Origin of the sequence: Sphaerisporangium sp. NPDC051017 (assembly GCF_040683095.1) — a bacterium.
In the GTDB taxonomy this organism is placed as follows: domain Bacteria; phylum Actinomycetota; class Actinomycetes; order Streptosporangiales; family Streptosporangiaceae; genus Sphaerisporangium.
The window spans coordinates 138406-162266 of sequence record NZ_JBFBCI010000009.1; the positions used below are offsets into that span (position 1 = coordinate 138406).

Here is a 23861-nt window from a genome sequence, read left to right on the forward strand (position 1 = left end):
TCGGTCACCTCTTCGCCGGGATGGGCATGGCCGCGAGCGGGATCTTCTGCTCGCGCTGGTCGTACCAGAGCGCCAGGGCCTCGGGCAGCGGCCCGGCCGCCTCGGCGGCCCTGGCGCGGGCCTCGTCGCGGCGTCCGGCCTTCCAAAGCCGGTAGCTGGCCAGGACGCCAGCGAAGCCGTCCCAGACCGGTTGGCCGACTGCCTCGCCTACCGTGACCTGCTTCAACACCAGGTCGAAGTCTTCCCACGGGATGCCTAGCGGCTGCCACGCGGGCGAGGCGGGCGCGTCGGCGGCGAGGCTCCAAGCCGTGTCCTGGTGCTGGGCGTACAGGTGCAGGGAGTCGACGTGGTGATGGTAGACGCCGATGTCGGCACCGAGCCAGCCGGCCATCAGCTCGTGCAGGACGGTGGTAGTGATTAGGTCGTACGGCAGGCCGAGCCATACGTCCTGGCTCCGCATGCTGGTGTGCATCTCCAGGCGGCCCTCCCGCAGGTAGAAGCGGTAGCCGAGGGTGCAGGGCACGTCCTTGTGGCCGGCAGTGTCGCGGGCGGGGTCGAAGATCTGGACGACGGCGCGGCGGCTCTCGCCGTCCCGGGTCAACTGCTGGCGCACGTAGTCGAGCTGGTCCAGCCGGCCGCGCCAGCGCCGCAGACGCGGCCCGTAGGCGCCCTGAAGGGCGCCGTGGTCGGTGAGGGAGGCCAGGCGACTGTTGAAGTCGTGGATCCAGTCGGCGCTGGAGCCGGAGAGGATCCACACGGTCTCGGCGGCGGCGAACGCCGGGTTCAGCACCCGGTACGGGCCGAGGTGGACCATCCGGGCGGCCGGGTGGGTCAGCTTGAGGTAGGCGCCCATGAGCTCGGCGGTGGCCATGCCGCGCGGCGCGACACTGCGGCCCTGGCTCAGGATGGCCTTGCTGGCGCGGGTGAACAGCCCGTTCGCGCTGTCCGCGGTGGTGACGAACACGATTCCTCCGGTGAAACGGCGGGGCGGATCGTTCAGGCGCCCACGGGCTGTGGGGAGTTGGCGGTGAGGTGGGCGAGCTGACGGGCGATGCCCTGAGTGAGCGCGGTGCGGGGCTTCCAGCCCAGGAGATCGGCCGCCCGGGAGTGGTCGGCGAGGGTGGCGTCCACGTCGCCGGCCTGGGCGGGCAGCCGGTTGAGCGGCACCGGGTGGCCCGTCAGCTCCTCTACCGCGTTCAGCACGTCCAGCACGCTGGTGCTGACGCCGGCACCGATGTTGAGGACCCTTGTGCCGATCGGAGCGGTCGCGGCGGCGACGGCGGCACGGACCACGTCGCCGACGTAGGTGAAGTCCCGGCGCTGGCTGCCGTTCCCGTAGAGGTTCAGCGTGGGTCCGCCGAGCGCCGCCGTGAGCGCGCGGCCGATCAGCATGTCGCCGCGCTGGCGGGGCCCGTAGACCGTGAACAGTCGAAGCGCCACCGCAGTGACGGCGGAGGCGGCCTTTCGAGCGTTGGCCAGGCACAGCTGTTCTCCGGCGAGCTTGCTGATCGCGTACGGCGACTCGGGGCGCGGCGGGTTCTCCTCGTCGGTCGCGCCGCCGCGGGTGGTCCCGTAGACGCTCGAGGAGGAGGTGTAGACCAGCCGCGGAACGCGGACGTCCTCGCAGGCGGCCAGCACGCGTTCGGTTGCGAAGACGTTGACTCCCGCACGCACCCGAGGAACCGCATGTACGTTCGCACACAGGTCCCGCTGGCTCCACTCACCACGCTCGGCATCGGCGGTAACGCCGCAATCCTCGCCGAGCTGACCGAGTCCAGCGACTTCCCCGACGCTGTCGGCCTGGCACGTCGGGAGGGCGTTCGGCCCCTGGTCCTCGGCGGCGGCAGCAACATCCTGGTTGCCGACGTTGGGTGCGGCGTGCCTGTCGTACGCATGGCCACCCAGGGTGCGGAGTTCGAGCACAGTGAGGACGGCGAGACGGTCACCGTTACCGTCCAGGCCGGGCACGCCCTTCAGGACCTTGTCGAGCAGACCGTCGACGGCGGCCTGACCGGGATGGAGACGCTGATCGGCATCCCCGGCACGGTTGGCGCCACTCCGGTCCAGAACGTCGGCGCCTACGGGCAGGAAGTGGCGGACACCCTCGTGCGCGTCACCGCCTGGGACTGGGCCACAGGCAGCGAGGTCACGCTGTCGGCCGAGGACTGCCGGCTCGCACACCGCACCAGCATCTTCAAGCACTCCACCCGCTGGACGCTCCTGACGGTGACGTTCCGGCTGCGGCGGTCGAACCTGAGCACGCCGATCACGTACGGGATGGTCGCCAAGGTTCTCGACGTCCCCAAGGGCACGCCCGTCCCCCTGTCCGATGCTGCTGCCGCGGTGCTGGTGGTGCGACGCAGCAAGGGCATGGTCCTCGACCCCGGAGACGCTGACAACCGCAACGTTGGCAGCGTCTTCCTCAGCCCCGTCGTCAACGACCAGCAGGCCGAGAAGCTCCGGGCCGAACAGGCACCCGTGAACGACTTCCCCGACGGTCTGACCAGGGTCAGCGCCAGCTGGCTGATCAAGGCCACCGGCTTCGCCCTCGGCCAACCCGTCGCCCCAGGCATCCGGATGTCCACCAAGCACTTCACTCTCGTCGCCGACGGACAGGCCACCGCCAGCGCGTTCGCGGAAGCAGCCCGGACCGTCGCCGACACCGTACAGGAGACCACCGGGATCCAGCTGACCCCCGAGCCTGACCTCTTCGGCGACGAACCGGCCTACCTCCGCCTCAAGCAGAAGGCACTCGGCTCTGCGGCACTCTGACGAAGCATGCACCGCCCAGACATCGACGGGAAGCGCTCGGAACGTACCGTCCCCGACCCATGGCGGCATCCGACTACCCGGCGGTGGCCAGGCCGCCGAGGCTCATGCCGACCGTCCTCGCGCCAGCCGTCTGGGCGGGAGAGAAGGTCCGCGAGCAGGCCGCGGGCGGTGTAGGACAGCTGCCGGTACTGCAAGACGCAGTTGGGCAGCACGGTGAAGTTGCGCACATGGGCGCTACGATGGACGCGCATCGGGAGTTCCTGCTCCTGGTGCCGGACCCCGGGGTGTTACAGCACCGCCGGGGTCGCCTATTTTCGATTGGACTACGGAACGTAGCACACGCACCGATCGGTGATCGACGGAATCCGCGAGCGATCCCGTCACTGTTGCATCGCGCCGAAGGTTGAGCGGTGTCATCGAAGGTTGGTGACGGCAATGCTCCTCTCACCGAAGGGTCCCTCTGTGGCCGGACGAGGAGGACACAACGAGGGCGGCGATCGAGGCTGTCTTCAGCACTGTGCCTTCGATGTGCCCTCCCGGGTCGAAAAGGTAGCGTTTCCGCAGGTAATTGGGGTCTAATAGCGGTAGTTTCAGCTCTGTGCCTATTGCCGCGCCTCCGGCACGGCGTGTTCGGGGCGCCCCGGACGGGTCAGGTGCGGGTGAACTTCTTCACCGAGGTGTCGTTCTTGATCTCGTCCGCCTTCCGCTGGACCCGGTCGGCCCACTGCGCGACCTGGAGGCGGCCCGCCATCAGCTGGCCGGTGGCCGCGGCGACCTCGTCGTGCAGTTCCTTGTACCACTGGCGGAACCGGAAGTAGGTGACGTTCTCCCCGGCCTCCTGCAGCCGTCCCGCCGCGCTCCGCAGCCCCGGCTTCAAAGTGCGGCCGTCCGCGGCCCCCTTGACGACGGTGAGCGTGCTGACCAGCTCGCTGAACTTCCCCGCGCCCTCCTTGGACAGCATCGCCCGCATGTACTCCATGCCGGCCCGCGGGTTGGCCGACTTCGCCGCGACGAAGAACTCCTCGCCGGGACGGGAGTGCAGCGTGCCGTACGGCAGGGCGTCGGACTGCGAGAACGAGGGCAGCGGGAACATGGCGTAGCCGAAGTCCGCCGGAGTGGTGTCCTTCTGCTCGTTCTCCAGCCACGACCCGCACGGCAGCATGGCGACCTGGTACTTGTTGTGGGCCGTCTGGGTCTGGATGTGGTCCAGCCCCTCGGTGCCCCGCAGCAGGTACTTCGCGCCGAGCGCGGCGAACGCCTCCGCCGCCTTGGCGACCGGCTCGGCCTTCCAGGCGTCCGGCGCCAGATTGTCGATGTTCTTCAGCACCTGGACGCCCCCGATCTTGGCGGCCAGGGTGAGGATCGTCTCGTAGATGTAGAACGGGTGCTTGCCCGCGTAGGTGAACGGCGCGCACTTTCCCGACTTCTGGATCGTCTCGCACAGGGCCGTGAACTCGTCCCAGGTCTTCGGCACCTGCCAGCCGTTGTCGCCGAACAGCTTGGTGGAGTACCAGATGCCCCACACCGTGCTGGCGTAGTTCAGCACGCAGTACGTGCCGTCGTAGGTGCCGAGCTCGACGGCCGAGGGCAGGATCGTGTCGCGCACCTTCACGGAGGGGTCGTCCCAGCTCGGGGCGTCCAGCAGCGCGCCGAGGTCCTGCAGCTGGCCGTCCTGCGCCAGGGCGCCGAAGTCCATCGCGTTGTCGCCGCTGTTGTTGACGAACTCGGGCGGGTTCCCGCCGGCGAACCGGGGCTGGAGCGTCTTGGCGATCTCCTTGGTGGCCGAGTGCCTGATCCGCGCGCTCGGGTGCTTGGCCGCGAACAGCGGCTCGTGGATGTTCTTGGCGTAGGCGTCGCCGAACCCGCCGTCGAAGATCACCACCTCGAGCGGGGACGTCTCGGCGATGCCGAGCGGGTTGGCCGCCGACGTGGCGCCGGTGGCCGCGGGGGCGGGCGTGCGGGACCCGCCGCCGCCCGGGGACGCGCACGCCGCCAGCGCGCCGGGGAGCAGCAGCCCGGTGACGGCGGCGCTGCGCAGCAACTCACGCCGGGATAGGGAATTGTCCGCCATTGGTCCTCCTGGGGGCTGGAGCGTCGCCGCGCCGCCGGCGAGTTGTGCCCGCCCGGGCGCGGAGGTCTCTGGTCGAACCTGGTCGGTGACGCGTGGCAGGCAGGCGGGCGTCAGCCCCCGCGCCGGATGCGGCCCGCGTACCGGCTTTCCAGGGCGCGGTTGTGCTCGTCGCCGCCGACGACGTTGGCCGAACGGTAGATCGGCGGCGTCTCGCCGGCCTCCAGCAGGCCCCGGACGATCTCGGCGACGACCATCTGCGCGAGCAGGGCCGAGGTGATGGTGGAGACCGCGCCGAACGTGCCGCCCCCGGGGATCGGGACCACCGCGTCGCCGTACGGGGCGCCGTTGTCGAGCACGACGTCGGCGAGGTCCATCAGCTTGAGGCCCGAGGGGTGCCGCGACTTCATCTCGGTGCTGTGCCGCACCGAGGTCAGCGCGACCAGGCCGTGGCCGCGCTCCTTGACGATGGACGCCAGCTCCACCACCGAGCCGTTGACCCCCGAGCTGGAGATGAGGACGAAGGCGTCCTCAGGTCGCACGGGGGCGAGCTCGTAGACGCGGCGGGCGACCAAGGGGTCTCGTTCCAGCTCGGCCGAGCCGAGCACGCTCGCGGGCTCCCCGCCGTACAGCACAAGGTCGCGCAGGGCGAGCCGGTTGGTGGGGACCAGGCCGCCCGCGCGGCCGGCGATCTCCATCGCGATGGCCTCGGAGTGCCCCGAGCCGAACGCCTGGATCACCCCGCCGCCGCGCAGGCAGGCGCCGAGCAGGGCGGCGGCCTCCTGGACGGCCCGCGCCTGGCTCGCGGCGACCTCGTGCACCAGCCTCTCGGCGGTCCGGGCATAGGCGGCGGCGCTGATGTCCAAAATTATTCCCTTCATCACCGAGTGATCAGATGAAAATAATTGCCCACACCTGGCCGCTTAGCAAGAGGAAGACGCCGACATCCCGGACATCCGCCCGCGAGCGGACGCCTCCCGCGCCGCCGCGTCCGGAAAACGGGTCGCGTCCGGCCCCGGCACATGGGCCAGAATGATCGGTGCCGTCCGCCCGGATGGCCATCGAGGACACCGGTGAGGGCTTGGACGATCATGAGCGAGGAACAGACCAGGCGCGTGCTCGGCCTGCTCTACCAGGACGACACGCTGCGGGTCTTCTCCGCCCTGGTCCTGCACGGCACGCCCGAGGAGGCCGGGCTCGGCAGGGACGCGCTGCGCCGCGCGCTGGACCGGCTGGAACGCGGCGGCCTGATCGTCCGCGACGAGGACGCCTGGCGTCCGAGGCCCGAGCGCTTCCGCGAGCTGCTGCACGCCACAGCCCCGCCCGCGGATCCGCCGCCCGCGGACGCCGACGCCCGCGTCGTCCAGACCTTCCTGGTCGAGGGCCGCCTGCGGGCGATCCCCACCCGCCGCGAGAAACGTCTCGCCGTCCTGCGGTACATCGCCCAGGTCTTCGAACCCGGCGTACGCTACCCCGAGAAGGACGTCAACGTGGCCCTGCGCGCCTTCCACGACGACCACGCGGCCCTGCGCCGCTACCTGGTCGTGGAGGGCCTGCTGGGCCGCGAGAACAACGTCTACTGGCGCACCGGCGGCGTGGTCGAGGTCTGAGGCGGGCGCGACTCCCGGGGCCGCGGGCGAGGTCGGCTCGTCGAGCCGTGCGGCGCAGAGAAGGCCGGCGGTGGAAGACCATTTACCTACCGCGTCGCTTGGTTATTATGGCGTCAAGATCGAGAGCGGAGGCGGGGCCGGAGGTCTCCATCCGGGACCCGCCGCGACGAGCACGCCGCGCCGTCAGGGAGCGGCGGAACGGGGATGCTTATGATCAGGAAGAAGGCCGCCGCCGGCGCCGTCGCGTTCGGCCTGGTCCTCACCGCCGCGGCGTGCGGAGGGCAGGGACAGACCGGCTCCTCCGGCGGCACGGGCACGCCGGGCGCGGCCGGGGGCACGTTCACGTACTGGACGAGCGCGTGGCAGCCGGACCAGATCGCCGAGGTCGACGCCGCGTTCGCCAAGGCCAACCCCGGCATGCGGTCCAAGGGCGAGTACATCGCGAGCTCCGACCAGTACCTTCCCAAGGTCATCGCGGCCCTGAAGAACGGCACCCACCCCACGGTCCTGCTCACCCAGAACCCCTCCGACCTGCCGGTCGTCCAGCAGAGCGGCAAGCTGATCCCGCTGGACGGCAAGCTCACCGCCGAGACCGACGCGCTGTACCCGGGCATCAAGGAGTCGCTGTTCTACAAGGGACACCAGCTCGGCATCGCGCTCGGCGGCGTCGGGGACATCGTGCTCTTCTACAACAAGAAGGCCTTCGCCGACGCCGGCATCGACGGCCCGCCCAAGACCTGGGACGAGCTCGCCGCCGATGCCAAGAAGCTGTCGGACCCGGCCAAGAACAAGTACGGCTTCTACGTGCCGCTCGGCGAGGCCGAGTGGATCTCCTTCGCCTGGGCTCCCCTGCTGTACGCCGAGGGAGGCTCCTTCCTCAACGCCGACGGCACCGCCACCGCCTTCAATGGCCCGCAGGGCGTCAAGGCGCTCACCACCTGGGTCGACCTGCTCAAGAACAAGGCGGCCCCGAGCACCGGCTTCGCCCAGGCGGGCAGCTTCGACGGCGCCCCGGCGTTCGCCAGCGGGACGGTCGCCATGATCGTCAACGGGCAGTGGGCCGTGCCCACCTTCCAGAAGGCCGGTGTCGACTTCGGCGTGGCCCCCATGCCGGCGGGCGCGTCCGGCACCTCGACGAGCCTCGGTATCGGCGTGGCAGCCCTGCTCAAGACCGACCCCGCGGCCGAGAAGGCGGGCCTGGCGTTCCTGAAGTTCCTCGCCACCCCGGCGCAGGGCGCCTACCTCGCCGTCAAGAGCGGCGGCCTGCCCTCCGGCCCCGCCCAGCTCGACCAGCCGGCGCTCAAGGAGCACATCGCCAAGGACCCGACCTACGCGGTCTTCGCCGAGGCCGAGAAGACCGGCAAGGTGCGCCCGATCACCCCCGCTTACACCGCGATCTCCCAGAGCCTGTGGACCCAGATCAACGCCGCCCTCAAGGGACGGAAGACCCCGGCCGAGGCCCTGACGCAGGCCGCCAAAGAAGGGGACGCGGCCCTGAAGAAGCTCGGCTGACATGACGCGCACCGGACGCGACACCGCGCGCGGGACCCGCGCCGCCCCTCCGGGGGAGGGCGCGGGCCCCGTCCGGCGGCCGAGCCGGCGCGGCGCGTGGGTCCTCGGGTACGCGTTCGTGGCGCCGACCGTGGTCCTCACGGTGCTGTTCTCGCTGGTCCCGCTCGGGATGCTGCTGTGGCGCAGCCTCTACAGCGGCGGGGTGTTCGACTTCGCGCCGACCTTCGTCGGCCTGGACAACTACACGGCGATGCTGGCCGAGGACGGCGGCCGCGCGCTCGGCGTCACCGGCCTCTACACGGCCGGGTTCATCGTGCTCACGATGGGCGCGGGCCTCGGCCTGGGACTGCTGCTCAACTCCCGCGCGCCCGGCGTGGCCCGGCTGCGGGCCCCGTTCGTCATCCCGCTGGTCGTGCCGGTGGTGGCCACCGCGCTGATCTGGGCGAACATGTTCGCGCCGCGGTTCGGGCTCGTCAACAGGCTGCTCGGCGCCCTGAACCTGCCGCAGGCCGACTTCCTGTCCTCGCCGGGCCTCGCGCTGCTGGCCGTCCTCACGTTCGGCGCGTGGCAGTTCTTCGGGCAGAACGTGATCCTGTACGTCGCCGCGCTGAAGTCCGTGCCCCGGGACGTCCTCGACGCGGCCAGCGTGGACGGCGCCGGGGCCTGGCGGCGGTTCCGGCACGTCCAGTGGCCCATGATGCGCCGCCAGACCCTGCTGATCTGGGTGGTGACCACGCTCACCGGCCTGCAGACCTTCACCCAGATCTACGTCCTCACCCAGGGCGGCCCGGACGGCGCGACCTCGACCGCCCTCTACTACGTCTACAACGAGGGGTTCGTCCAGTTCGACACCGGCCGGGCCAACGCCATGGGGGTCGCCTTGTTCCTGCTCTCCCTGCTCGTCACCATGGCGCAGCTCTGGCTGGCAGGGCGGGCCGACCGTGCCCGTTAGCCTGCTCGCCCGCCGCGCGGTGGTGTACCTGCTCCTCGGTCTCGCCGTTCTGATCGTGGCGTTCCCGCTGTTCTGGATGGCCGTGAGCGCGCTCAAGACCGACGCCGAGATCGTCAACCCGGCCGCGCCGCTGTGGCCGGCCGAGCCGCAGTGGTCCAACATCGGCCAGGCGTTGTCCCAGGCGCCGTTCGGCCGCTGGTACCTGAACACCGCGATCTTCGGTGTCGCCGCCACCGCCGGGCAGCTCACCACCGGGCTGCTCGCCGGGTACGCCTTCGCCCTGCTGGAGTTCCCCGGCAGGCGGCTGCTCTTCCTCGTCGCGCTGAGCGGCCTGATGGTGCCGTTCAGCGCGATCATCGTCCCGATGTCCCAGCTCCTCGGCGACCTCGGCTGGCTGAACACCTACCAGGGCCTGATCGTCCCGAACATCGCCTCCGCGCTCGGGGCCTTCCTGTTCCGCCAGTTCTTCCTCGGCACCCCGCGTGAGCTGGGCGAGGCCGCCCGCCTCGACGGCGCCTCGGAGCCGCGGGTGTTCCTGAGCGTCTACGCCCCGCTGGCCCGTCCGATGATCGCCGCGCTGGCCATCATCCTGTTCCTCCAGAACTGGAACAACTTCCTGTTCCCTCTGATCGTGGTGAACACGACGGACATGTCCGTCCTGTCCCAGGGCCTGTCGGTCTTCCAGAGCCAGTTCACGACCCAGTACAACCTGATCATGGCGGCGTCGCTCGTCACCGTCGTCCCGGTCCTGCTCGTGGCCGTGGCCGCCCAGCGCCACATCATCGAGGGCATCACCCTGGGCGCCCTCGACTGACCGCGCCCGCGCTCGCTCGGCGCGTCTACCCGCGCTCAGTCCCCGGGGAAGAGCGTGGCGAGCGTCTCGTGCAGGGGTGTCGTGGGACGGCCGATGAGCTTGGACAGGGTGCCCGGGGTGTCGGCGAGGACCCCCTTGGCGATGTCGGCGTCCATCGCGGCGAGCATCGCGGCCACCGGCTCGGGCAGGCCGGCGGAGGCCAGGACGCGGGCGTACTCCTCCTGCGGAAGGTCCTGGTACGTCACCGGGCGCCCGGCCAGGGCGGAGACCTCGGCGGCGAACTCGGGCATGCTCCACGTGGTGTCGCCCGACAGCTCGTACACGGTGTTCTCGTGGCCCTCGCCGGTGAGCACGGCCACCGCGGCGGCGGCGTAGTCGGCGCGGGTCGCCCCGGCGACGCGGCCCTCGCCCGCGCTGCCCGCGACCGTGCCGTGCTCGGCGCCGTTCAGCGCCGCGGACACGTAGTTCTCGGTGTACCAGCCATTGCGCAGCAAGCTGAAGGGGACGCCCGAGGCGCGGATGTACAGCTCGGTCGCCAAGTGGTCGGGGGCGACCGCGAGCGGGCTGGTGTCGGCGTGCAGCAGGCTGGTGTAGGCGAGCAGCGCGACGCCGGCCGCGGCGGCGGCGTCCACGACGGCCTTGTGCTGGTCCAGTCGCGCGCCCACATCCGGGCTGGAGATCAGCAGCACGCGGTCCCCGGCGGCGAAGGCGCCCTCCAGCGTGGCGGGCCGGTCGTAGTCGGCCTCACGGACGTGGACCCCGCGTTCCGCGAAGTCGGCGGCCTTGCCCGGGTCGCGTACGACGACCGCGATCTGGTCGGCGGGGACGGCGGCCAGCAGCCCTTCGACGACGAGCCGGCCGAGCTGTCCGGTGGCGGCGGTGACGACGATCATGATTCGGTTCTCCTCAGAAGTGGGTTCGCCCGTAGGTTAGTACTAACTTTCAGAAAGTGCTACCCAGTTTGTGGGTACGTGCTTCAAGAAAGTGGCGCTGAGAACGTACGCTTGGCGTATGAACGAGCAGGGCACGGTCATCTCGGACGCGCGCGAGCCTGTCACCGAGGGCGAGCGGGACGCGATCGCCGGGGACGGCCCGGGCGACGCGGGCGCGCGGGACGAGCACGGGCGGATCATCTTCGATGTGTTCGCCCGTGGGTGCCCCTCCCGCGAGACGATGGAGCACATCACCGGTCGCTGGGGCATCCTCGCCCTGGCCGCGCTCGCCGACGGCACCTACCGCTTCAACGCGCTGCGCCGCCGCGTGGACGGCGTCAGCGAGAAGATGCTCGCCCAGACCCTCCAGGCCCTGGAGCGCGACGGCATGGTGCACCGCGCCGCCCAGCCCACCATCCCGCCCAAGGTCGAGTACAGCCTCACCCCGCTCGGCTGCGAGGCCGCCCGCCGCCTGCTCGACCTCATCGACTGGCTGGAGGGCGAGATGCCCGAGGTCCTGAAGTCCCGCGCCGCCCACGACGACGCCAAGAACACCGGCTGAGCCCGCGTCAGACGCGCATCCAGGCGCGGGTACCGAAGGACGCGCAGGCCGCCGAGGCGATGGGGATCGCGAAGCCCAGGGCGGCCGCGAAGGCCTCCTCGGTGAAGGTCTCGGCGACGGAGCCACAGCCGCCGGGACCAGGGGCGGGACCTGTGAGCGGGCCGACGCCGGGGTCTTCCCCGAGAGCGCGGCACAGGGCGAAGGTCAGCGCGCCGTGCAGGACATCGCCCGCGCCCGGTTCGCGGCCGGCATCCGGTCCACAGACTGGACCAGGTCGAGCGTGCACAACCCCGCGAACAGCCCCCGGCACGTCATCGAAGCTCCTTGAGCGTGGAGACCCTCGCATTCGAGGGCGAACGTCACGTCTCACCGTAACCACACCAGGTCCGCACCCCTCCAGGGCGTTCCCCGGAGCGCGCGGGACGAGAAGGCTGGAGTGCCCGGTGGTGGAAGAGGTTTGGCGGGGGTGCGGCGGGAGGGAGGTTTTCGCCGTGATCCGACGCGGGGTTTCGGTCGTGCCGGCTGGTCTGCTCGGCCTGCTCGGGCTGCTGGGCCTGCTCGTGCCGGCGGGGTGCGGCGGCGGGGAGGTCGTCGGCCCGGAACGCATCGCCGACCTGCGGGCGCAGGGCGTCGCGCCCGATCTGCTCTTCGTGGTGAACCTGCCCGGGTACAGGCTCGCCGAGCGGACGATGAGCGTGTACGGCGAGGAGGGCCTCCAGGCGTACTACGCCGCGCCCGGCGGCCGGCAGGTCTGGTTCGGAGTCGAGCGCGGCGACTTCAGCGACGCCCTGTGCCCCGAGCGTCCCGTCCACGACGCCGAGTGGCTCGCCGGGCCGGTCGGGTGCGACGCCGACGAGCTCGGCTGGTACCGCGTCAGTGGCGACCGCCACGAGTACGCCGCCGCGGGGGAGGGCCACGTCATCCGCCTGAGCGGGCGCATGGCGGACGTGGACCGCGCCGCCCTGGCCGAGGCCATGAGCGGGATCCACCGCATCGGCCCGGGCGGCTCCGAGGGCGCGGGGGTCTAAGGTCACGCCCGGGTCGTTGGGCCCCGCGTGTTCGGACGCCTGACCGGGGAGCCGGCCGCGTGAGCGGGGAGCCGGGGACCGGTCAGGGGATGAGGGAGACCTCCGGGAAGCGCGTGTCGGGGTCGTCGAACAGGTGGGTCGGCTTGCCCCGCAGGTGCAGGTCGAAGAAGGCCCCGACGTAGGCGCGCTGGGCCGCCACCGAACGGCCGGGATCGATGGTGCCCACGTAGTCCGCGAGCGGCACCGTGGGGAGCTTGGCCGCGATCTGCGGCAGCAGCGGCTGCAGGTCGGTGAACGAGCCGTGGGCCGCGCCCTTGAAGCGCAGTTCCCGCTTCCATCCGGTCGAGGCCCGCCAGAACGACTTCCAGCTCGGCTCGCTGTCACGCGTGTGGGTCTCGGCCGCCAGTTGCAGGAACGGCCTGGTCACACCACGCGTGGCCACCGGGCCGACATAGGCGCCGTCGAGGTTGACGCCCGCGTCCACGCGGGCGTCGTCGCGGGTCAGCTGCGCGGCGACCGACCCGCCCAGCGACTGTCCCAGCGCCCCCACCCGCGAGGTGTCGGGCGCGCCGAGCATCCCCTCGGGCAGCTTGCCGCCGATCGGGCGGCCGTGGGCCAGGGCGGTGACCTGGTCCAGGACGTGGCGCATGTCGGCCAGGCGCGCCCGCGTGTGCTCGGCCAGCAGCTTGGCGATGACCTTCGGCGTCAGCTTCGCGGGCAGCGGCAGGGCGCGCACCAGGCGTCGGCCGGGAAACTCCACCTGCTCGGCCTCGTAGGTGTGGTCGACGGTGACGACCAGGTAGCCGCGCGAGGCCAGGTCCTCGACCAGGCTGGTGCCCAGCGTGCGCGGCCCGCCGTCCCCCGAACCGAACAGCACCACCGGCAGCTTGCCCGCACGCGGCTCGACCGGCGCGCCCACGCGGGCATGGGTGCGCGTGGCGGCCCAGGCGACGGCGCCCTTGGCGATGCCCAGGGGCGGCGCCGAGTGCCGGTCCCAGTCGGCGGCGGCCAGCGGCGCCATGTGCGGCGCGAGCGGCCCGCCGTCCGCCACCGCCGGGTACCACAGGCTGATCATCAGTTCCCGGTACGGCTTGGCCGCCACCAGCGGATCGGGCCGCGAGCGGTCGACCAGCCGCATGGCCACGGTCCCGATCGGATACGGGCCGCCGGGCGCGGGCAGGTTCACTCCGATCGGGCTCCCGGCGTCGGCGCGGGCCGCGGGCAGGGAGACCGCAAGCACCAGTACGGCCAGCCCCGCGACCTTGCCTGCGGCTTTCGAGACGGTGGACGCCGGGTTCTTGGAGACGGCGGACGAACCGGTGGCCCTGGCCCCCATGGTCAGATCCGTATTTTTCGTGACAAAGGACATGCGAAAGCTCCTCAAACGGAAAAGGATGTCCGACGAGGCTGGCAGCCTGGCACGCCTGCGGGCCAGCGGCGGAGGTCGCACGCGCGCATGCGACTTTCGGATGACGGTCATCCCCAGGAAGGAGCGGGGGCGAACCCGCAGCACAACTAGGGTCAAGTGCATGAAACCAGCCGACCGTCTGGTGGCTCGCCTCACCGCGATGAGCCGATGGTCGACCGTGCCCGCCGACGCGCTGCCGGCCGCCGCGCTGTTCCTGGCCACGCTCGGACCCGGCCGGGTGCTGTCCGGCCCCCCATGGCTGCTCGCGCTGCAGACGGCGCTGGTGGCGCCGCTGGCCTGGAGACGGCGCGCCCCGATGACGGTCCTGGGCGCGATCGGCCTCGCCGCCGCCGTCCAGTGGGCGCTGGACGTGCAGCTTCCCGCCGACGCCGCCCTCCTGGTGGCCCTGTACACGGTCGCCGCGCGCCGCCCGTGGCGCCACACCCTGACGGCGGCGCTCGCGCTGCAGGCCGGGGTGCTGCTGGCCGCCGCCCGCTGGGCGCCGCCCGGCCTGTTCCCCCTCACGGCGGGCGCGCTGAGCGCGATGGCGGCCGCCGCCCTCATGACCGGCCTGTGGATGCGGGTACGGCGGGCGTACGTGACCTTCTTGGAACGCGACCGCGAGCAGCGGGCACGGCTGGCCGTCGCCCAGGAACGCGCACGGATGACCCGCGACATGCACGACATCGTCACCCACAACCTGTCGGTGATGGTGGCGCTGGCCGACAGCGCCGCCTACGTCCGCCACAGCGCGCCGGATCGGGCCGCGGCGGCGATGGAGCACATCGCCGCGACGGGACGCCAAGCCCTGCAGGACATGCGCCGTTCCCTGAGCACCGGCGGCGGCCGCGCCACCTCGGGCGAGGACCGCCTCGACGAGATGCTTCAGCCTGCGCCCGGGATCGCCGAGCTCGGTCCGCTGGCCGAGCGGATGCGCGCGGCCGGGCTGGCGACGTGTGTCCGGGTGGCCGGTGACACCGAGGCGGTTCCCGCCGCCGCCCAGCTGACGATCTACCGGCTGGTTCAGGAGGCGCTGACGAACACGCTGCGGCACGCGCCCGGGGCTCGCGCCGATGTGCGGGTCGACGTATCGTCGGGTCGTGCCGAGGTGGAGGTCACCGACGTTCGCGACCCGGTCGTGCTTGGCGCCCATGGGCCCCTCGACGCCGAGACCCGGGTGTCCGGGCCACGCTCCGGGCTCCGGGGCGATGGACGCGGGATCGCGGGCATGCGGGAACGGGTGGCCGCGTACGGCGGGACCCTGGACGCCGGGCCGGTGACGGGCGGCGGATGGCGGGTGCTGGCCGTGCTGGACCTGGGAGCGCCACGATGATCCGGCTGCTGATCGCCGACGACGAGTCGCTGCTGCGGATGGCCTTTCGCATGGTCTTCGAGGCAGAGCCGGACATGGAGGTGGCCGGGGAAGCGGACGACGGTGAGCAGGCGGCCAGGCTGGCGCGGCACCTGCGCCCGGACGTGGTGCTGATGGACGTGCGCATGCCCGGACTGGACGGCATCGAGGCCACCCGCCGGATCGTCCGCGACAGCCCCCGCTCGCGCGTGCTCATCCTGACCACCTTCGATCTGGACGAGTACGCCTTCGCCGGGCTGAAGGCCGGAGCGGCCGGGTTCCTGCCGAAGAACACGCGACCGCAGGAGCTGCTGAGCGCGATCCGCAGCGTCGCGGCGGGAGAGGCGGCGTTGTCGCCGCGCGTCACCCGCCGCGTGCTGGAGAGGTTCGCGCCGCAGATGACGCCGGGGCCCGCCGAGCGGGACGAACGGCTGGCGCGGCTGACCGCGCGCGAGCACGAGGTGCTGGTGCAGGTGGCGCGCGGGCTGTCCAATGCCGAGGTCGCCGCGGCGTTGCATCTGGCCGAGGCGACGGTCAAGACGCATCTGAGCCGCGTGCTGGTCAAGCTCGGGCTGCGTGATCGCGCCCAGGTGGTGGTCTTCGCCTACGAAAGCGGCCTCATCCGCCCCGCCACCCCCGACCTCTGATCGCCCCACCCGACCCGGTCCCGCACTCCAACATGCGGGCCATCGCCGAGGCGGCGGGCGACCGCCACGCCCAAGCCGCCCGCGCCCGTGATCACCGCCACGTCGCGGCTCCCGTCTGATGCGGCCGAATGACGGGAAGTTCCATCTGGAGCCGTTCGTCCCTGAGTGCACTCATCTCAACCGGAAGGGCGGCGGTTGTGAGCCCCGGTCACCAGGTCAGTCCTCACCCGGCTCGACGCGAAGCGTAAGTGCGGGGCACCGCCGGCCCGCCCGGGTCGCTCGCCGTCCCTGGCCCCCCGTCCGCCTCGACATGACCAGACGCGCGGGGGCGGGGGCGGCGTGACGCGGAGGGTCAGCTCAGGGACGCGCGGGTGAGCCAGAAGTCCAGCAGCGCGGAGTCGCCGACGACCTTCACCCGGCCGCCGCCGGAGGGCAGACGGCGGTAGAGGGTGAGCAGGACGTCGGTGAGCGGGCCGAGCATCGTGACGGTGGCCTCCCCGCCGCCGGCGCGGCCGAAGGTGAAGCCGTCCGCGCCCAGCTCGATCAGCCAGGCGGCGTCCGCGTCCGTGGCCTTCAGCCCGATGGTCTCCCCGGAGCCGCGCAGCTCCGCGAGCGCCGGCATCCCGCCCGCCTGCTGGCCCTTGAACAGCTCCAGCAGCTCGTCGATCGCGTCGGCGGCCAGCTCGGGCGCCAGGGCGTAGCCGCCGCCCACCGCGAGGGCGACGTCGGCGCGGTGGACGACGATGTCGTGCACGGCGCGGCGGACCCAGAAGGTCGTGTTCCCCTGGAACCCCCACACGGTCGCCTCGGCGTCCGGGCCCGCCGCGCGCAGGGCGGCGGTGTAGGTCTCGGCGCCCTCGGAGAACCAGGCGTCCAGCTCGGCCCAGTCGTCGGTCCCGGGCCCCGCGAGCCCGGCCACCTGCGCGGCCGGGTCGCTCACCGGCGTGCCGGTGCGCACGGCCGTCCCGACCGTGCGCAGGTTGCCCCCGATGTGCCGGACGAGCGAGGCGAGCGTCCAGCCCGGGCACGTCGGCACCGGCACGGACGGCTCGGACCCCTTCACCAGTTCCCGGAGCATGCCGCTCTGGTCGATGATCTCGTCGCAGTACCGGTCGTGCCCCAGGGGTGCCATGTCGGTGCTCCTCGTTCGCCGCGCCCGCCCTGGGCGCGTCGGTTCGAGGATATTTCCGGCCGCGACGGCGAGACAGGGCCGCGCGGCCGTTCCGGGGTCACCAGTGGCGCGGGCCAGGGTACTGCCGGGGCAGCTCGTAACCGCGGGCGGCGAGCACCTCGCGCAGTCGGTCGGGGTAGTCGGTGATGATGCCGTCCACGCCGTCGTCGATGAGCTTGTTCATCGTAGGCTCGTCGTCGATCGTCCACGGGATGACCTTGATGCCCATCCGGTGGGCCTGGTCGACCATGGCCTTGGTGACGTAGGGGACGTACGTGGGGTCGGTGACCTTGCCGTTCTGCGGGAAGCCGTGCACCGGCGAGAACGCGGAGGCGCCGAAGGACTTGATCGCCTTCAGCGGGTCGCCGCCGAAGTCGTCGATGTCGATGCCGCCGAGCCACGGCGAGGCCCCCGGCTTCCCGGTCTGCAGGAAGTCGTAGTTGGTCAGCGCGACGAGCGGCAGGCGCGGCTCGACCTGGCGCATCCGCATCAGCGCGCCCCAGTCGAAGCTCTGGATGGTGACCTGACGCTCGATGTGGGCCCGCCTGATCTCCTTGACGGCCACCTGGACGAACTGCTCGCGCGGCGCGGTCTCGGCGGGCGCCCCGGCCTCCACCTTGGTCTCGACGTTCAGCTTGACGTCGTGCGCGCGGAACTTCTTGACCAGGTCGAACACCTCGCTCAGCAGCGGCATCCGCGCGCCGGGGGCGGGCCGCTGCACGGGGAAGTCCGGCAGCGTCCTCGACCCGCAGTCCAGCGTCCTGACCTGCGCGAGGGTGAGCGTGTTGACGTACTTGCCGACGTAGGGGTACTCCGGGTCGCCCGGGGTCACGGGGCCGGTGTCCTGGCACTTGCGGCCGTCCACCTTGCGGTCGTGGGTGACGACGGCCCTGCCGTCCTCGGTGATCTGGATGTCCAGTTCGAGGGTGCTGACGCCGACGCGCAGCCCGTTGGCGAAGGAGTCCAGCGTGCTCTCCACCACGAGCCCGAGCCCGCCGCGGTGCGCCTGGAGGTCGAACCGCTTACGCACGCCGTGACGGCCCGCGTCGCCCTGCTCGTCCCGGTCGCCCTGCTCGCCCTGCTCGCCCTGCCGGCCCTGGTCGCCTTGGCCGCCGGCGAGGGGCGCGGTGTCCTGCGGGACGCCGGTCGGGGGCGTGGCGGGGTCGGCGAGCGCCGCTCCCTGGGCGGCGGGGACGAGCAGGCCGGCCAGGACGGCGGCGGTGGCCAGGGTACGGGATCTGATCATCGTGAGTCGCATCCGTTCTGATCGGGATCTCGGTGCATCCGCCAACCTGCCGATCATGGGTGACCCTCGGGGAAACGTCCGACGAAGATGCCCGTCCCGTCGCGTGTCCGTTCGGTACGCCGGACCCGCCATCCGGCCCGCCATGTCCGGATATTTGAGGCGGAATCGGGTCCGTGCGGGTGGGAATCGGGTCGGCGCGTACGTCCTGGCGGGCGAGCTCGCCGCCGCCGGGGGAGACCACCGGGCGGGGTTCGCCGCCTACGAGGAGGTGATGCGCGGCTACGCCGCGGAAGCCGTCCTGCTGAGGAGGCCGAGGTCAGCGGACCCCGCGCGGGCGGAACTGGACGCTGATGCGGGGGCCGATGGCCCGGGCGGACTTGGGCACGGCGTGCTCCCACGTGCGCTGGCAACTGCCGCCCATGACGATCAGGTCGCCGTGGCCGAGGTCGTGACGCAGCGCGTGGCCGCCGCCGTTCGGGCGCAGCAGCAGGGCGCGCGGCGCGCCGACCGAGATGATCGCCACCATCGTGTCCTCATCGGCGCCCCGCCCGATGCGGTCGCCGTGCCAGGCGACGCTGTCGCGCCCGTCGCGGTACAGGCACAGCCCGGCGGTGCGGAACGGCTCGCCGAGCTCCCGCGCGTAGTGCGCGTTGAGCGCGTCGCGGGCCTGGTCGAGCACCGGGTCGGGCAGGGGCTCGTCCTCGTCGTAGAACTTCAGCAGCCGGGGGACGTCGACCACGCGGTCGTACATGTGGCGCCGCTCGGCGTGCCACGGCACGACCCGCTCCAGCCGGGCGAACAACGCGTCGGCGCCGGCGATCCAGCCTGGGCGGACGTCGACCCACGCGCCGTGGTCGAGCAGGGTGCGCTTCACCGTCGGCCCGAGGGGGCCGGGGCCGGGCTCGTCGCACATGTCCAGCAGCGAGGCCTGGAATGGTGCGGTCATAAGCCCAGCATACGGCATGTATTCAAACACACATTCGATCAATGCCCCGGTCGCGTGGCGGGCGGCCGGGCGAGGGCGTGGCGGGTCGCGCTCAGCGCCCGCCCGCGCCCGTCGTCTGCGGGTGGCGCGCGTGGGCCGCGGGCCGCTCGGCGCCGTGCCGCGAGGGCCCGCCGCGTCCGGGGCTGGAAACCACGATGGCCGTCATGATCAGGCCGCCCTCGGCCGACCAGCGCCCCGAGAAGGCCGTCAGCCGCTGGCCGCGCACCCGGGGGCCGGTCACGCGCAGCCACGCCGAGAAGTTGCCGTGCAGCGGGTCGATGTTGATCATGATGTCCTCGAAGTCCAGCCACCGCTTCGTCAGCGGGAACCAGGCCTTGTACACGGCCTCTTTGGCGCAGAACAGCAGCCGGTCCCAGTGGATGCGGGGATGGCGGGCGGCGAGCTTGGCGAGGCTCTCACGCTCCTCGGGCAGCGAGATGGCCGCGAGGACGCCGCCCACGAGGGGCTCGTTGGGCTCGGCGTCGATGCCGATGGTGGTCACCTTCGCCGAGACGCCGACCACGGCGGCCCGGTAGCCGGTGCAGTGCGTCATGCTGCCCACGACGCCCGGCGGCCACTGGGGCTCGCCCCGCAGGCCGGGCAGCACCGGGCTCGGACGCATGCCGAGCTTGCGCATCGCGTCGTGCGCGCACACCCGTACGGTGCTGAACTCCTTGCGCCGGACCTCGTCCGCGTGCGCGATCGACATCTCCTCCTCGGGGAAGAGAATCGGATCGGGCGGATCGGTGAACACGTCGACGGCGACGACACTGTCCGGCAGAATAGACTTGATCATGGTATCTCGCACCCCGTGAAGAACCGCCCGAGCGGATCGCCCTGGCGCAAGCCGCCGAACCCCGGCCGGAGCGACGGCCTCTCAGCGGTCTCCCGGCCGCGGGAAACGCGTAAAGGGAGAATGGCGGCCCCCGGGGACCTTTGAATGCTCACATGGGTAGCGTTCACGTTCCCAGCGTATCGACGCGGAAGTTCCAGCGGAAATCAATACCCGTGTTTCTTGGGGTGCGCGATCACGTCCCGCTAGGGCGGCGCGGGCGGTGGGTAAGGGTTCTCGCAGGGGATCGGCGGCCGGAATTCCGTCGCTCCCGAGAGGCTCGCCGCCGTTTCGGTTTCCCTCGGCGAATGGCCGTGACCTGGGCCTTCGTCCGATGTGCGGGCCTTTGCGTGCCGTCCGGCATTCGGCCCGCCACGGAAAAAGCTCTCTGCGAGATGCGTGCGCCATCGTATATCAGGTATTCCATGAGACAAAGGCCCGGAATGAAATCGAGACCGAATGGCGGCCGGGCGGATCCGCCGGCCGGGGAACCGTGCCGCCCGCGCGATTTAGACGGCGGTGCGGGGTAATCGCCGCGGGCGTCCCCCCGGCTGCGCCGCGGCGTGCCCGCATCTTACCGCGCGGACCTACTGCTCGTCCGCATTGTCTGGAAAAGCGGTATCCGCGTGTCGTACGCACCCGAACGGGTGACCGGAGCCGCGCCGCCGCCCTCCTCGGCCGGGGAGCCCGTCTTCGTCAGCGGGCGTCCCCGCCTTCCCGGCCTTCCTCAGCCGACGAGCTCGCCCGACTCGCCCATGCGCTCCCCGTGGCGCACCCCGGCGGCCGGGCCGTCCCCCGCCGGCGCCTCCCCGTCGTCGCCCCCGCACCGCGCGGCACCGGCCCTCTCCAGCATGGACGTGGCCCGTGCCTCCCACGCCGGCGCGTGCATCGACCGGAACAGGGTGAGCGCCTGCTCGAGGTGGACGACGGCGTGCTCGGCGTCGTCGCAGGCCATGGCGAGCTCGCCCAGCCCGAGCAGGGAACGGGCCTCGGCGAGCCGGTCGCCGGTGGACCGGGCCAGCCGCACCGCATGGCGCAGCGCCTCGTCCGCGCGGGCCGTCTCGCCCCGCCGCAGCCGGGCCAGGCCGAGCCCGTTCAAGCTGTACGCCTCCCCGATGGGGTCGCCGATCGTCCGCACCATCGTGAGGGCCGTCTCGAAGATCTCCGCGGCCAGGGCCGGTTCCTGCCAGGCGAGGTAGGTGTCGCCCATCCGGTGCAGCACCTGGGCCTCGACCCTCCTGCTGCCGCCCTCGCGGCTCAGCGCCAGCGCCTCGGACAGCAGGTTGCTGGCCCCCTCAGGGTCGCCGGTCTCCAGGCGGAGCTGCGCCAGGTTGTGCAGCACGTACGCCGAGGCCACCTGGTCGCCCATGCCGGCGAACATGGCCAGCGCGCGCTCGTAGTGGGCCGCCGCCTCCTCGAAGTGGCCGCTCATCCTCTCCAGGAAGGCGATGTTGCGCAGCACCAGCGCGGTGCCCTGGTCGTCGCCGATGTCGGTGAAGAGGCTGATCGCCTCGTCGAAGTCGCGGCGCGCCTCGGGGAACCGCTTCTCGGTGATGTGGAGGGACCCCCGCGAGTACAGCATCGCGGCCTGCCCCCGGACGCTGCCCGCGTGGCGGGCGGCGGCGAGCGCGGTCTCGTGGGTCTCGCGCCAGTCGTCTAGGTAGGCGCGCGACTCGAACAGCGTCACGGCGCTGATCGCCAGATCCCAGCACAGGTCGGCGAACCCGGCCTGCGCCGCCTGTCGGATGCCGGACACCAGCAGCTGGCGCTCCCGCTCGTACCAGGGGAGCGGTTCGGTGACCAGCGCGGCGACCAGGCGCGGGGGCAGCGGCCAGCGCGGGGCGTCGCTGTGGATCTGCACGTAGTCGCCGCCGTACTCGCGGCGGTGGGCGGCCTCGGCGAGGAACAGCAGCGCCCGCAGCACGCGCTCCAGGGCGGCCTTGCGTTCGGCGGGCGTCTCCTCGGCCGCCAGGCGCTCGCGGGCGAACACCCGGATCAGGTCGTGGAAGCGGTACATGCCGTGCACGCCATTGCCGCCCGCCGTGTCGATGAGCTGCGCGTCGGACAGCTCGTCGAACAGGTCGGCCGTCTGGTCGTACGAGCGGTCCAGCAGGGCGGCGCCGTTCCACGCCGAGAACGTGCCGGTGTCGAGGATCGCCAGCCGCCGGAACAGGCGCCTGGCCTCCTCGCCGACGCTCTCGTAGGTCAGCGAGATGCTCGCCCGGATGCCCATCTCGCCGTGGTTGAGCTCGTCGAGCCGCCGGGTCTCGTCCTCCAGGCGGCTGACGAGTTGCTCGATGCGCCAATGCGGGCGGGCCGACAGCCGGGCCCCGGCGATGCGCAGCGCGAGCGGCAGATGCCCGCACAGTTCGGCCAGCGCCCTCGCGGCCTCGGGCTCCGACCGTACGCGGGTGGTGCCGGCGATGCGCCCGAGCAGCTCGATCGACTGGTCGGTGTCGAAGATGTCCATGTCGATGTGGATGGCGCCCGCCAGCCCCGCCAGGCGGCTGCGGCTGGTGATGACGACCGCGGAACTGCGGGTGCCCGGAAGCAGTGGCAGGACGTGGCTCTCGCCGGCGGCGTCGTCCAGGACGATGAGGGTCCTGCGGTCGGCGAGCAGCGCGCGGTACATCTCGGCGCGCTCCTCCAGCCCGTCCGGGATGGAGTTGCCCGGGACGCCGAGCGCGCGCAGGAACCGCTCCAGCACGTGCATCGGGCTGACCTGCCGGGAGGCACCCCCGTGCAGGTCGGCGAAGAGCTGGCCGAACGGGAAGCGGTCGGCGACGGCGTGCGCGGCGTGCACGGCGACGGTGGTCTTGCCGATGCCGGCCTTGCCCGCGATGACGATGACCGGGACGGCGAATCGGGAGGGGTCCTCGAAGGCGAGGGCCAGCTCCCGCTGGATGGCGTCGACCTGCTTGGCGCGGCCGGTGAAGTCGGCGATGGCGTTCGGCAGCAGGCCCGGCACCGGGAAGGACGGCGCGGGGGGCGGTTCGGCGGGGACGCTGGTGACCTCGGCGGGCGCGTCCAGGCTGTCGTCGGCGGTGAGGATCGCCTGTTCCAGGCGCTGGAGCTGCTCGTTGGGCTCGATGCCGAGTTCCTCGATCATCGTCTCGCGGGCCAGCCGGTACACCTGGAGCGCCTCGGCCCTGCGGCCGGAGCGGTAGAGGGCGAGCATGAGCTGGCCGCGCAGGCGCTCACGCAGCGGGTACCCCTCCACGAGCCGGGTGAGCTCGCCGACGAGCTGCTGGTGCCGGCCGAGGTCGAGTTCCAGCTGGACGCAGTCCTCGTTGGTGAGGATGCGCTCCTCGTTCAGCCGGCTCGCCGCCGCCTGCACCGGCCTGCTGTCGATGCCCTCCAGGGCCTCCCCGCGCCACAGGGCCAGGGCCTCGCGGTAGTGGTTGACGGCCTCGTCCGCGGCGCCGGCCTCCCGGGCGCGGCGGGCGCGGGAGGTCAGTTCCTCGAACCGCCGCATGTCCAGTCGGCCCTCGTCCACGCGGATGGTGTAGCCGCGCGACTGGGTGGAGATGATGTCCGGATCACCGTTGGCGGCGAACAGCCGCCTCAGGGACGAGATGCAGATCTGGACCTGGGCCCGTGACGTCGGCGGCAGGTCGTCACCGTAGATGGCCTCCGCGAGGCGGTCGACGGTGACCACCCGGTTGGCGTCCAGCAGGAGGTTGGCCAGGGTGATCCTCTGCCGCGTCCCTCCGATATCGAGCCGTTCCGTGCCCGCGAACACCTCAAGTGGTCCCAGAATGCGGAACTCCACCTGCTTACTCCTTGCCAGAAAACCTACGGACCCACCCGAAGTCTTCACGCTCTCAGGCCTACTGGGGCAAGTATCAGGTGCGCCACCTCAGGGCGGGCCGGGCCGGGTCGTGGAGAGGACCGCCTGGTGAGGCGCGCAGGGATCAAGCCCTATCCCTCTCCTTCCGAACCACTACCGCTTAATCCCGTATACTACAAGT

At 71.9% G+C, this 23861-nt stretch carries 21 protein-coding genes; 9 read left to right on the top strand and 12 right to left on the bottom strand.

Features of this window, described 5'->3' with window-relative positions:
• Positions 1–4: 4 nt before the first annotated feature.
• Together AB0M95_RS11135 and AB0M95_RS11140 are read right to left on the bottom strand one after the other, a co-directional pair.
• On the bottom strand, positions 5–964 hold the full coding sequence (locus tag AB0M95_RS11135) for a thymidylate synthase (protein ID WP_363762105.1): 960 nt from the start codon (positions 962–964) through the stop codon (positions 5–7).
• A gap of 32 nt (positions 965–996) precedes the next feature.
• Positions 997–1674: an NAD-dependent epimerase/dehydratase family protein gene (locus tag AB0M95_RS11140; RefSeq protein ID WP_363762107.1), complete on the bottom strand. Its 678-nt coding sequence runs from the start codon at positions 1672–1674 to the stop codon at positions 997–999.
• Positions 1675–1686: 12 nt separating this feature from the next.
• Here AB0M95_RS11140 and AB0M95_RS11145 point away from each other — a divergent pair, with 12 nt between their 5' ends.
• Positions 1687–2772, top strand: coding sequence for a UDP-N-acetylmuramate dehydrogenase (locus AB0M95_RS11145; protein WP_363762109.1), 1086 nt, complete (start codon positions 1687–1689; stop codon positions 2770–2772).
• Between the two features lie 649 nt (positions 2773–3421).
• On the opposite strand, the gene ngcE is transcribed toward AB0M95_RS11145, so the two are convergent.
• Both ngcE and AB0M95_RS11155 read right to left on the bottom strand, forming a co-directional pair.
• Positions 3422–4843, bottom strand: coding sequence for an N-acetylglucosamine/diacetylchitobiose ABC transporter substrate-binding protein (gene ngcE, locus AB0M95_RS11150; RefSeq protein WP_363762111.1), 1422 nt, complete (start codon positions 4841–4843; stop codon positions 3422–3424).
• Between the two features lie 110 nt (positions 4844–4953).
• Positions 4954–5721: an SIS domain-containing protein gene (locus AB0M95_RS11155; protein ID WP_358515422.1), complete on the bottom strand. Its 768-nt coding sequence runs from the start codon at positions 5719–5721 to the stop codon at positions 4954–4956.
• Between the two features lie 210 nt (positions 5722–5931).
• On the opposite strand from AB0M95_RS11155, the gene AB0M95_RS11160 reads away from it, so the two are divergent.
• From AB0M95_RS11160 to AB0M95_RS11175, 4 genes are all read left to right on the top strand, one after another.
• Complete coding sequence (locus AB0M95_RS11160; RefSeq protein WP_358515083.1) at positions 5932–6450, top strand: DUF2087 domain-containing protein; 519 nt, start codon at positions 5932–5934, stop codon at positions 6448–6450.
• A 210-nt stretch (positions 6451–6660) separates the two neighbouring features.
• Positions 6661–7962: an ABC transporter substrate-binding protein gene (locus AB0M95_RS11165; RefSeq protein ID WP_363762113.1), complete on the top strand. Its 1302-nt coding sequence runs from the start codon at positions 6661–6663 to the stop codon at positions 7960–7962.
• 1 nt (position 7963) lies between these two features.
• Positions 7964–8914: a sugar ABC transporter permease gene (locus AB0M95_RS11170; RefSeq protein WP_363762115.1), complete on the top strand. Its 951-nt coding sequence runs from the start codon at positions 7964–7966 to the stop codon at positions 8912–8914.
• On the top strand, positions 8904–9728 hold the full coding sequence (locus AB0M95_RS11175) for a carbohydrate ABC transporter permease (RefSeq protein WP_363762117.1): 825 nt from the start codon (positions 8904–8906) through the stop codon (positions 9726–9728). Before AB0M95_RS11170 ends, AB0M95_RS11175 begins: the two co-directional genes overlap by 11 nt.
• A 35-nt stretch (positions 9729–9763) precedes the next feature.
• Here AB0M95_RS11175 and AB0M95_RS11180 read toward each other — a convergent pair whose 3' ends face one another.
• Entirely contained in the window at positions 9764–10621 is an 858-nt protein-coding gene (locus AB0M95_RS11180; RefSeq protein ID WP_363762119.1) for an SDR family oxidoreductase, read from the bottom strand.
• Positions 10622–10739: 118 nt separating this feature from the next.
• On the opposite strand from AB0M95_RS11180, the gene AB0M95_RS11185 reads away from it, so the two are divergent.
• Positions 10740–11222, top strand: a complete 483-nt coding sequence (locus AB0M95_RS11185; RefSeq protein ID WP_363762121.1) for a helix-turn-helix domain-containing protein — start codon at positions 10740–10742, stop codon at positions 11220–11222.
• A 7-nt stretch (positions 11223–11229) separates the two neighbouring features.
• On the opposite strand, the gene AB0M95_RS11190 is transcribed toward AB0M95_RS11185, so the two are convergent.
• Positions 11230–11532: a hypothetical protein gene (locus AB0M95_RS11190; RefSeq protein WP_363762124.1), complete on the bottom strand. Its 303-nt coding sequence runs from the start codon at positions 11530–11532 to the stop codon at positions 11230–11232.
• A gap of 181 nt (positions 11533–11713) precedes the next feature.
• Between AB0M95_RS11190 and AB0M95_RS11195 the strand changes: the two genes are divergently transcribed.
• Positions 11714–12250, top strand: a complete 537-nt coding sequence (locus AB0M95_RS11195; RefSeq protein ID WP_363762126.1) for a hypothetical protein — start codon at positions 11714–11716, stop codon at positions 12248–12250.
• Positions 12251–12332: 82 nt separating this feature from the next.
• Here AB0M95_RS11195 and AB0M95_RS11200 read toward each other — a convergent pair whose 3' ends face one another.
• Positions 12333–13619 carry a lipase gene (locus AB0M95_RS11200; protein ID WP_363762127.1) on the bottom strand — a complete coding sequence of 429 codons (1287 nt, stop codon included), beginning with the start codon at positions 13617–13619 and terminating at the stop codon, positions 12333–12335.
• Positions 13620–13779: 160 nt separating this feature from the next.
• Between AB0M95_RS11200 and AB0M95_RS11205 the strand changes: the two genes are divergently transcribed.
• Positions 13780–14991, top strand: a complete 1212-nt coding sequence (locus AB0M95_RS11205; RefSeq protein ID WP_363762129.1) for a histidine kinase — start codon at positions 13780–13782, stop codon at positions 14989–14991.
• Positions 14988–15656: a response regulator transcription factor gene (locus AB0M95_RS11210; protein WP_358515117.1), complete on the top strand. Its 669-nt coding sequence runs from the start codon at positions 14988–14990 to the stop codon at positions 15654–15656. The genes AB0M95_RS11205 and AB0M95_RS11210 overlap by 4 nt, the downstream gene beginning before the upstream one ends.
• Positions 15657–16008: 352 nt before the next feature.
• On the opposite strand, the gene AB0M95_RS11215 is transcribed toward AB0M95_RS11210, so the two are convergent.
• The 5 genes from AB0M95_RS11215 to AB0M95_RS11235 all read right to left on the bottom strand — a co-directional run bounded on the left by AB0M95_RS11215 (position 16009) and on the right by AB0M95_RS11235 (position 23662).
• Positions 16009–16788 (bottom strand): maleylpyruvate isomerase family mycothiol-dependent enzyme, encoded by a 780-nt coding sequence (locus tag AB0M95_RS11215; RefSeq protein ID WP_363762131.1) that lies wholly within the window; start codon positions 16786–16788, stop codon positions 16009–16011.
• A 97-nt stretch (positions 16789–16885) separates the two neighbouring features.
• A complete protein-coding gene (locus tag AB0M95_RS11220) occupies positions 16886–18073 on the bottom strand; it encodes a glycerophosphodiester phosphodiesterase family protein (protein WP_363762133.1) in 1188 nt (395 codons plus the stop codon).
• Between the two features lie 316 nt (positions 18074–18389).
• A complete protein-coding gene (locus tag AB0M95_RS11225) occupies positions 18390–19019 on the bottom strand; it encodes an alpha-ketoglutarate-dependent dioxygenase AlkB (protein ID WP_358515127.1) in 630 nt (209 codons plus the stop codon).
• 91 nt (positions 19020–19110) lie between these two features.
• Positions 19111–19854, bottom strand: coding sequence for a 4'-phosphopantetheinyl transferase superfamily protein (locus AB0M95_RS11230; protein ID WP_363762135.1), 744 nt, complete (start codon positions 19852–19854; stop codon positions 19111–19113).
• A gap of 763 nt (positions 19855–20617) precedes the next feature.
• Positions 20618–23662, bottom strand: a complete 3045-nt coding sequence (locus tag AB0M95_RS11235) for a BTAD domain-containing putative transcriptional regulator (RefSeq protein ID WP_363762137.1) — start codon at positions 23660–23662, stop codon at positions 20618–20620.
• Between the last annotated feature and the right edge of the window lie 199 nt (positions 23663–23861).

Excerpts from the sequence above, each read along its gene's own strand:
- AB0M95_RS11145 (WP_363762109.1), top strand. The coding sequence starts at position 1,687 with ATGTACGTTCGCACACAGGTCCCGCTGGCTCCACTCACCACGCTCGGC.
- ngcE (WP_363762111.1), bottom strand. The coding sequence starts at position 4,843 with ATGGCGGACAATTCCCTATCCCGGCGTGAGTTGCTGCGCAGCGCCGCC.
- AB0M95_RS11155 (WP_358515422.1), bottom strand. The coding sequence starts at position 5,721 with ATGAAGGGAATAATTTTGGACATCAGCGCCGCCGCCTATGCCCGGACC.
- AB0M95_RS11160 (WP_358515083.1), top strand. The coding sequence starts at position 5,932 with ATGAGCGAGGAACAGACCAGGCGCGTGCTCGGCCTGCTCTACCAGGAC.
- AB0M95_RS11165 (WP_363762113.1), top strand. The coding sequence starts at position 6,661 with ATGATCAGGAAGAAGGCCGCCGCCGGCGCCGTCGCGTTCGGCCTGGTC.
- AB0M95_RS11170 (WP_363762115.1), top strand. The coding sequence starts at position 7,964 with ATGACGCGCACCGGACGCGACACCGCGCGCGGGACCCGCGCCGCCCCT.
- AB0M95_RS11180 (WP_363762119.1), bottom strand. The coding sequence starts at position 10,621 with ATGATCGTCGTCACCGCCGCCACCGGACAGCTCGGCCGGCTCGTCGTC.
- AB0M95_RS11185 (WP_363762121.1), top strand. The coding sequence starts at position 10,740 with ATGAACGAGCAGGGCACGGTCATCTCGGACGCGCGCGAGCCTGTCACC.
- AB0M95_RS11200 (WP_363762127.1), bottom strand. The coding sequence starts at position 13,619 with ATGTCCTTTGTCACGAAAAATACGGATCTGACCATGGGGGCCAGGGCC.
- AB0M95_RS11205 (WP_363762129.1), top strand. The coding sequence starts at position 13,780 with ATGAAACCAGCCGACCGTCTGGTGGCTCGCCTCACCGCGATGAGCCGA.
- AB0M95_RS11210 (WP_358515117.1), top strand. The coding sequence starts at position 14,988 with ATGATCCGGCTGCTGATCGCCGACGACGAGTCGCTGCTGCGGATGGCC.
- AB0M95_RS11215 (WP_363762131.1), bottom strand. The coding sequence starts at position 16,788 with ATGGCACCCCTGGGGCACGACCGGTACTGCGACGAGATCATCGACCAG.
- AB0M95_RS11220 (WP_363762133.1), bottom strand. The coding sequence starts at position 18,073 with ATGATCAGATCCCGTACCCTGGCCACCGCCGCCGTCCTGGCCGGCCTG.
- AB0M95_RS11225 (WP_358515127.1), bottom strand. The coding sequence starts at position 19,019 with ATGACCGCACCATTCCAGGCCTCGCTGCTGGACATGTGCGACGAGCCC.
- AB0M95_RS11230 (WP_363762135.1), bottom strand. The coding sequence starts at position 19,854 with ATGATCAAGTCTATTCTGCCGGACAGTGTCGTCGCCGTCGACGTGTTC.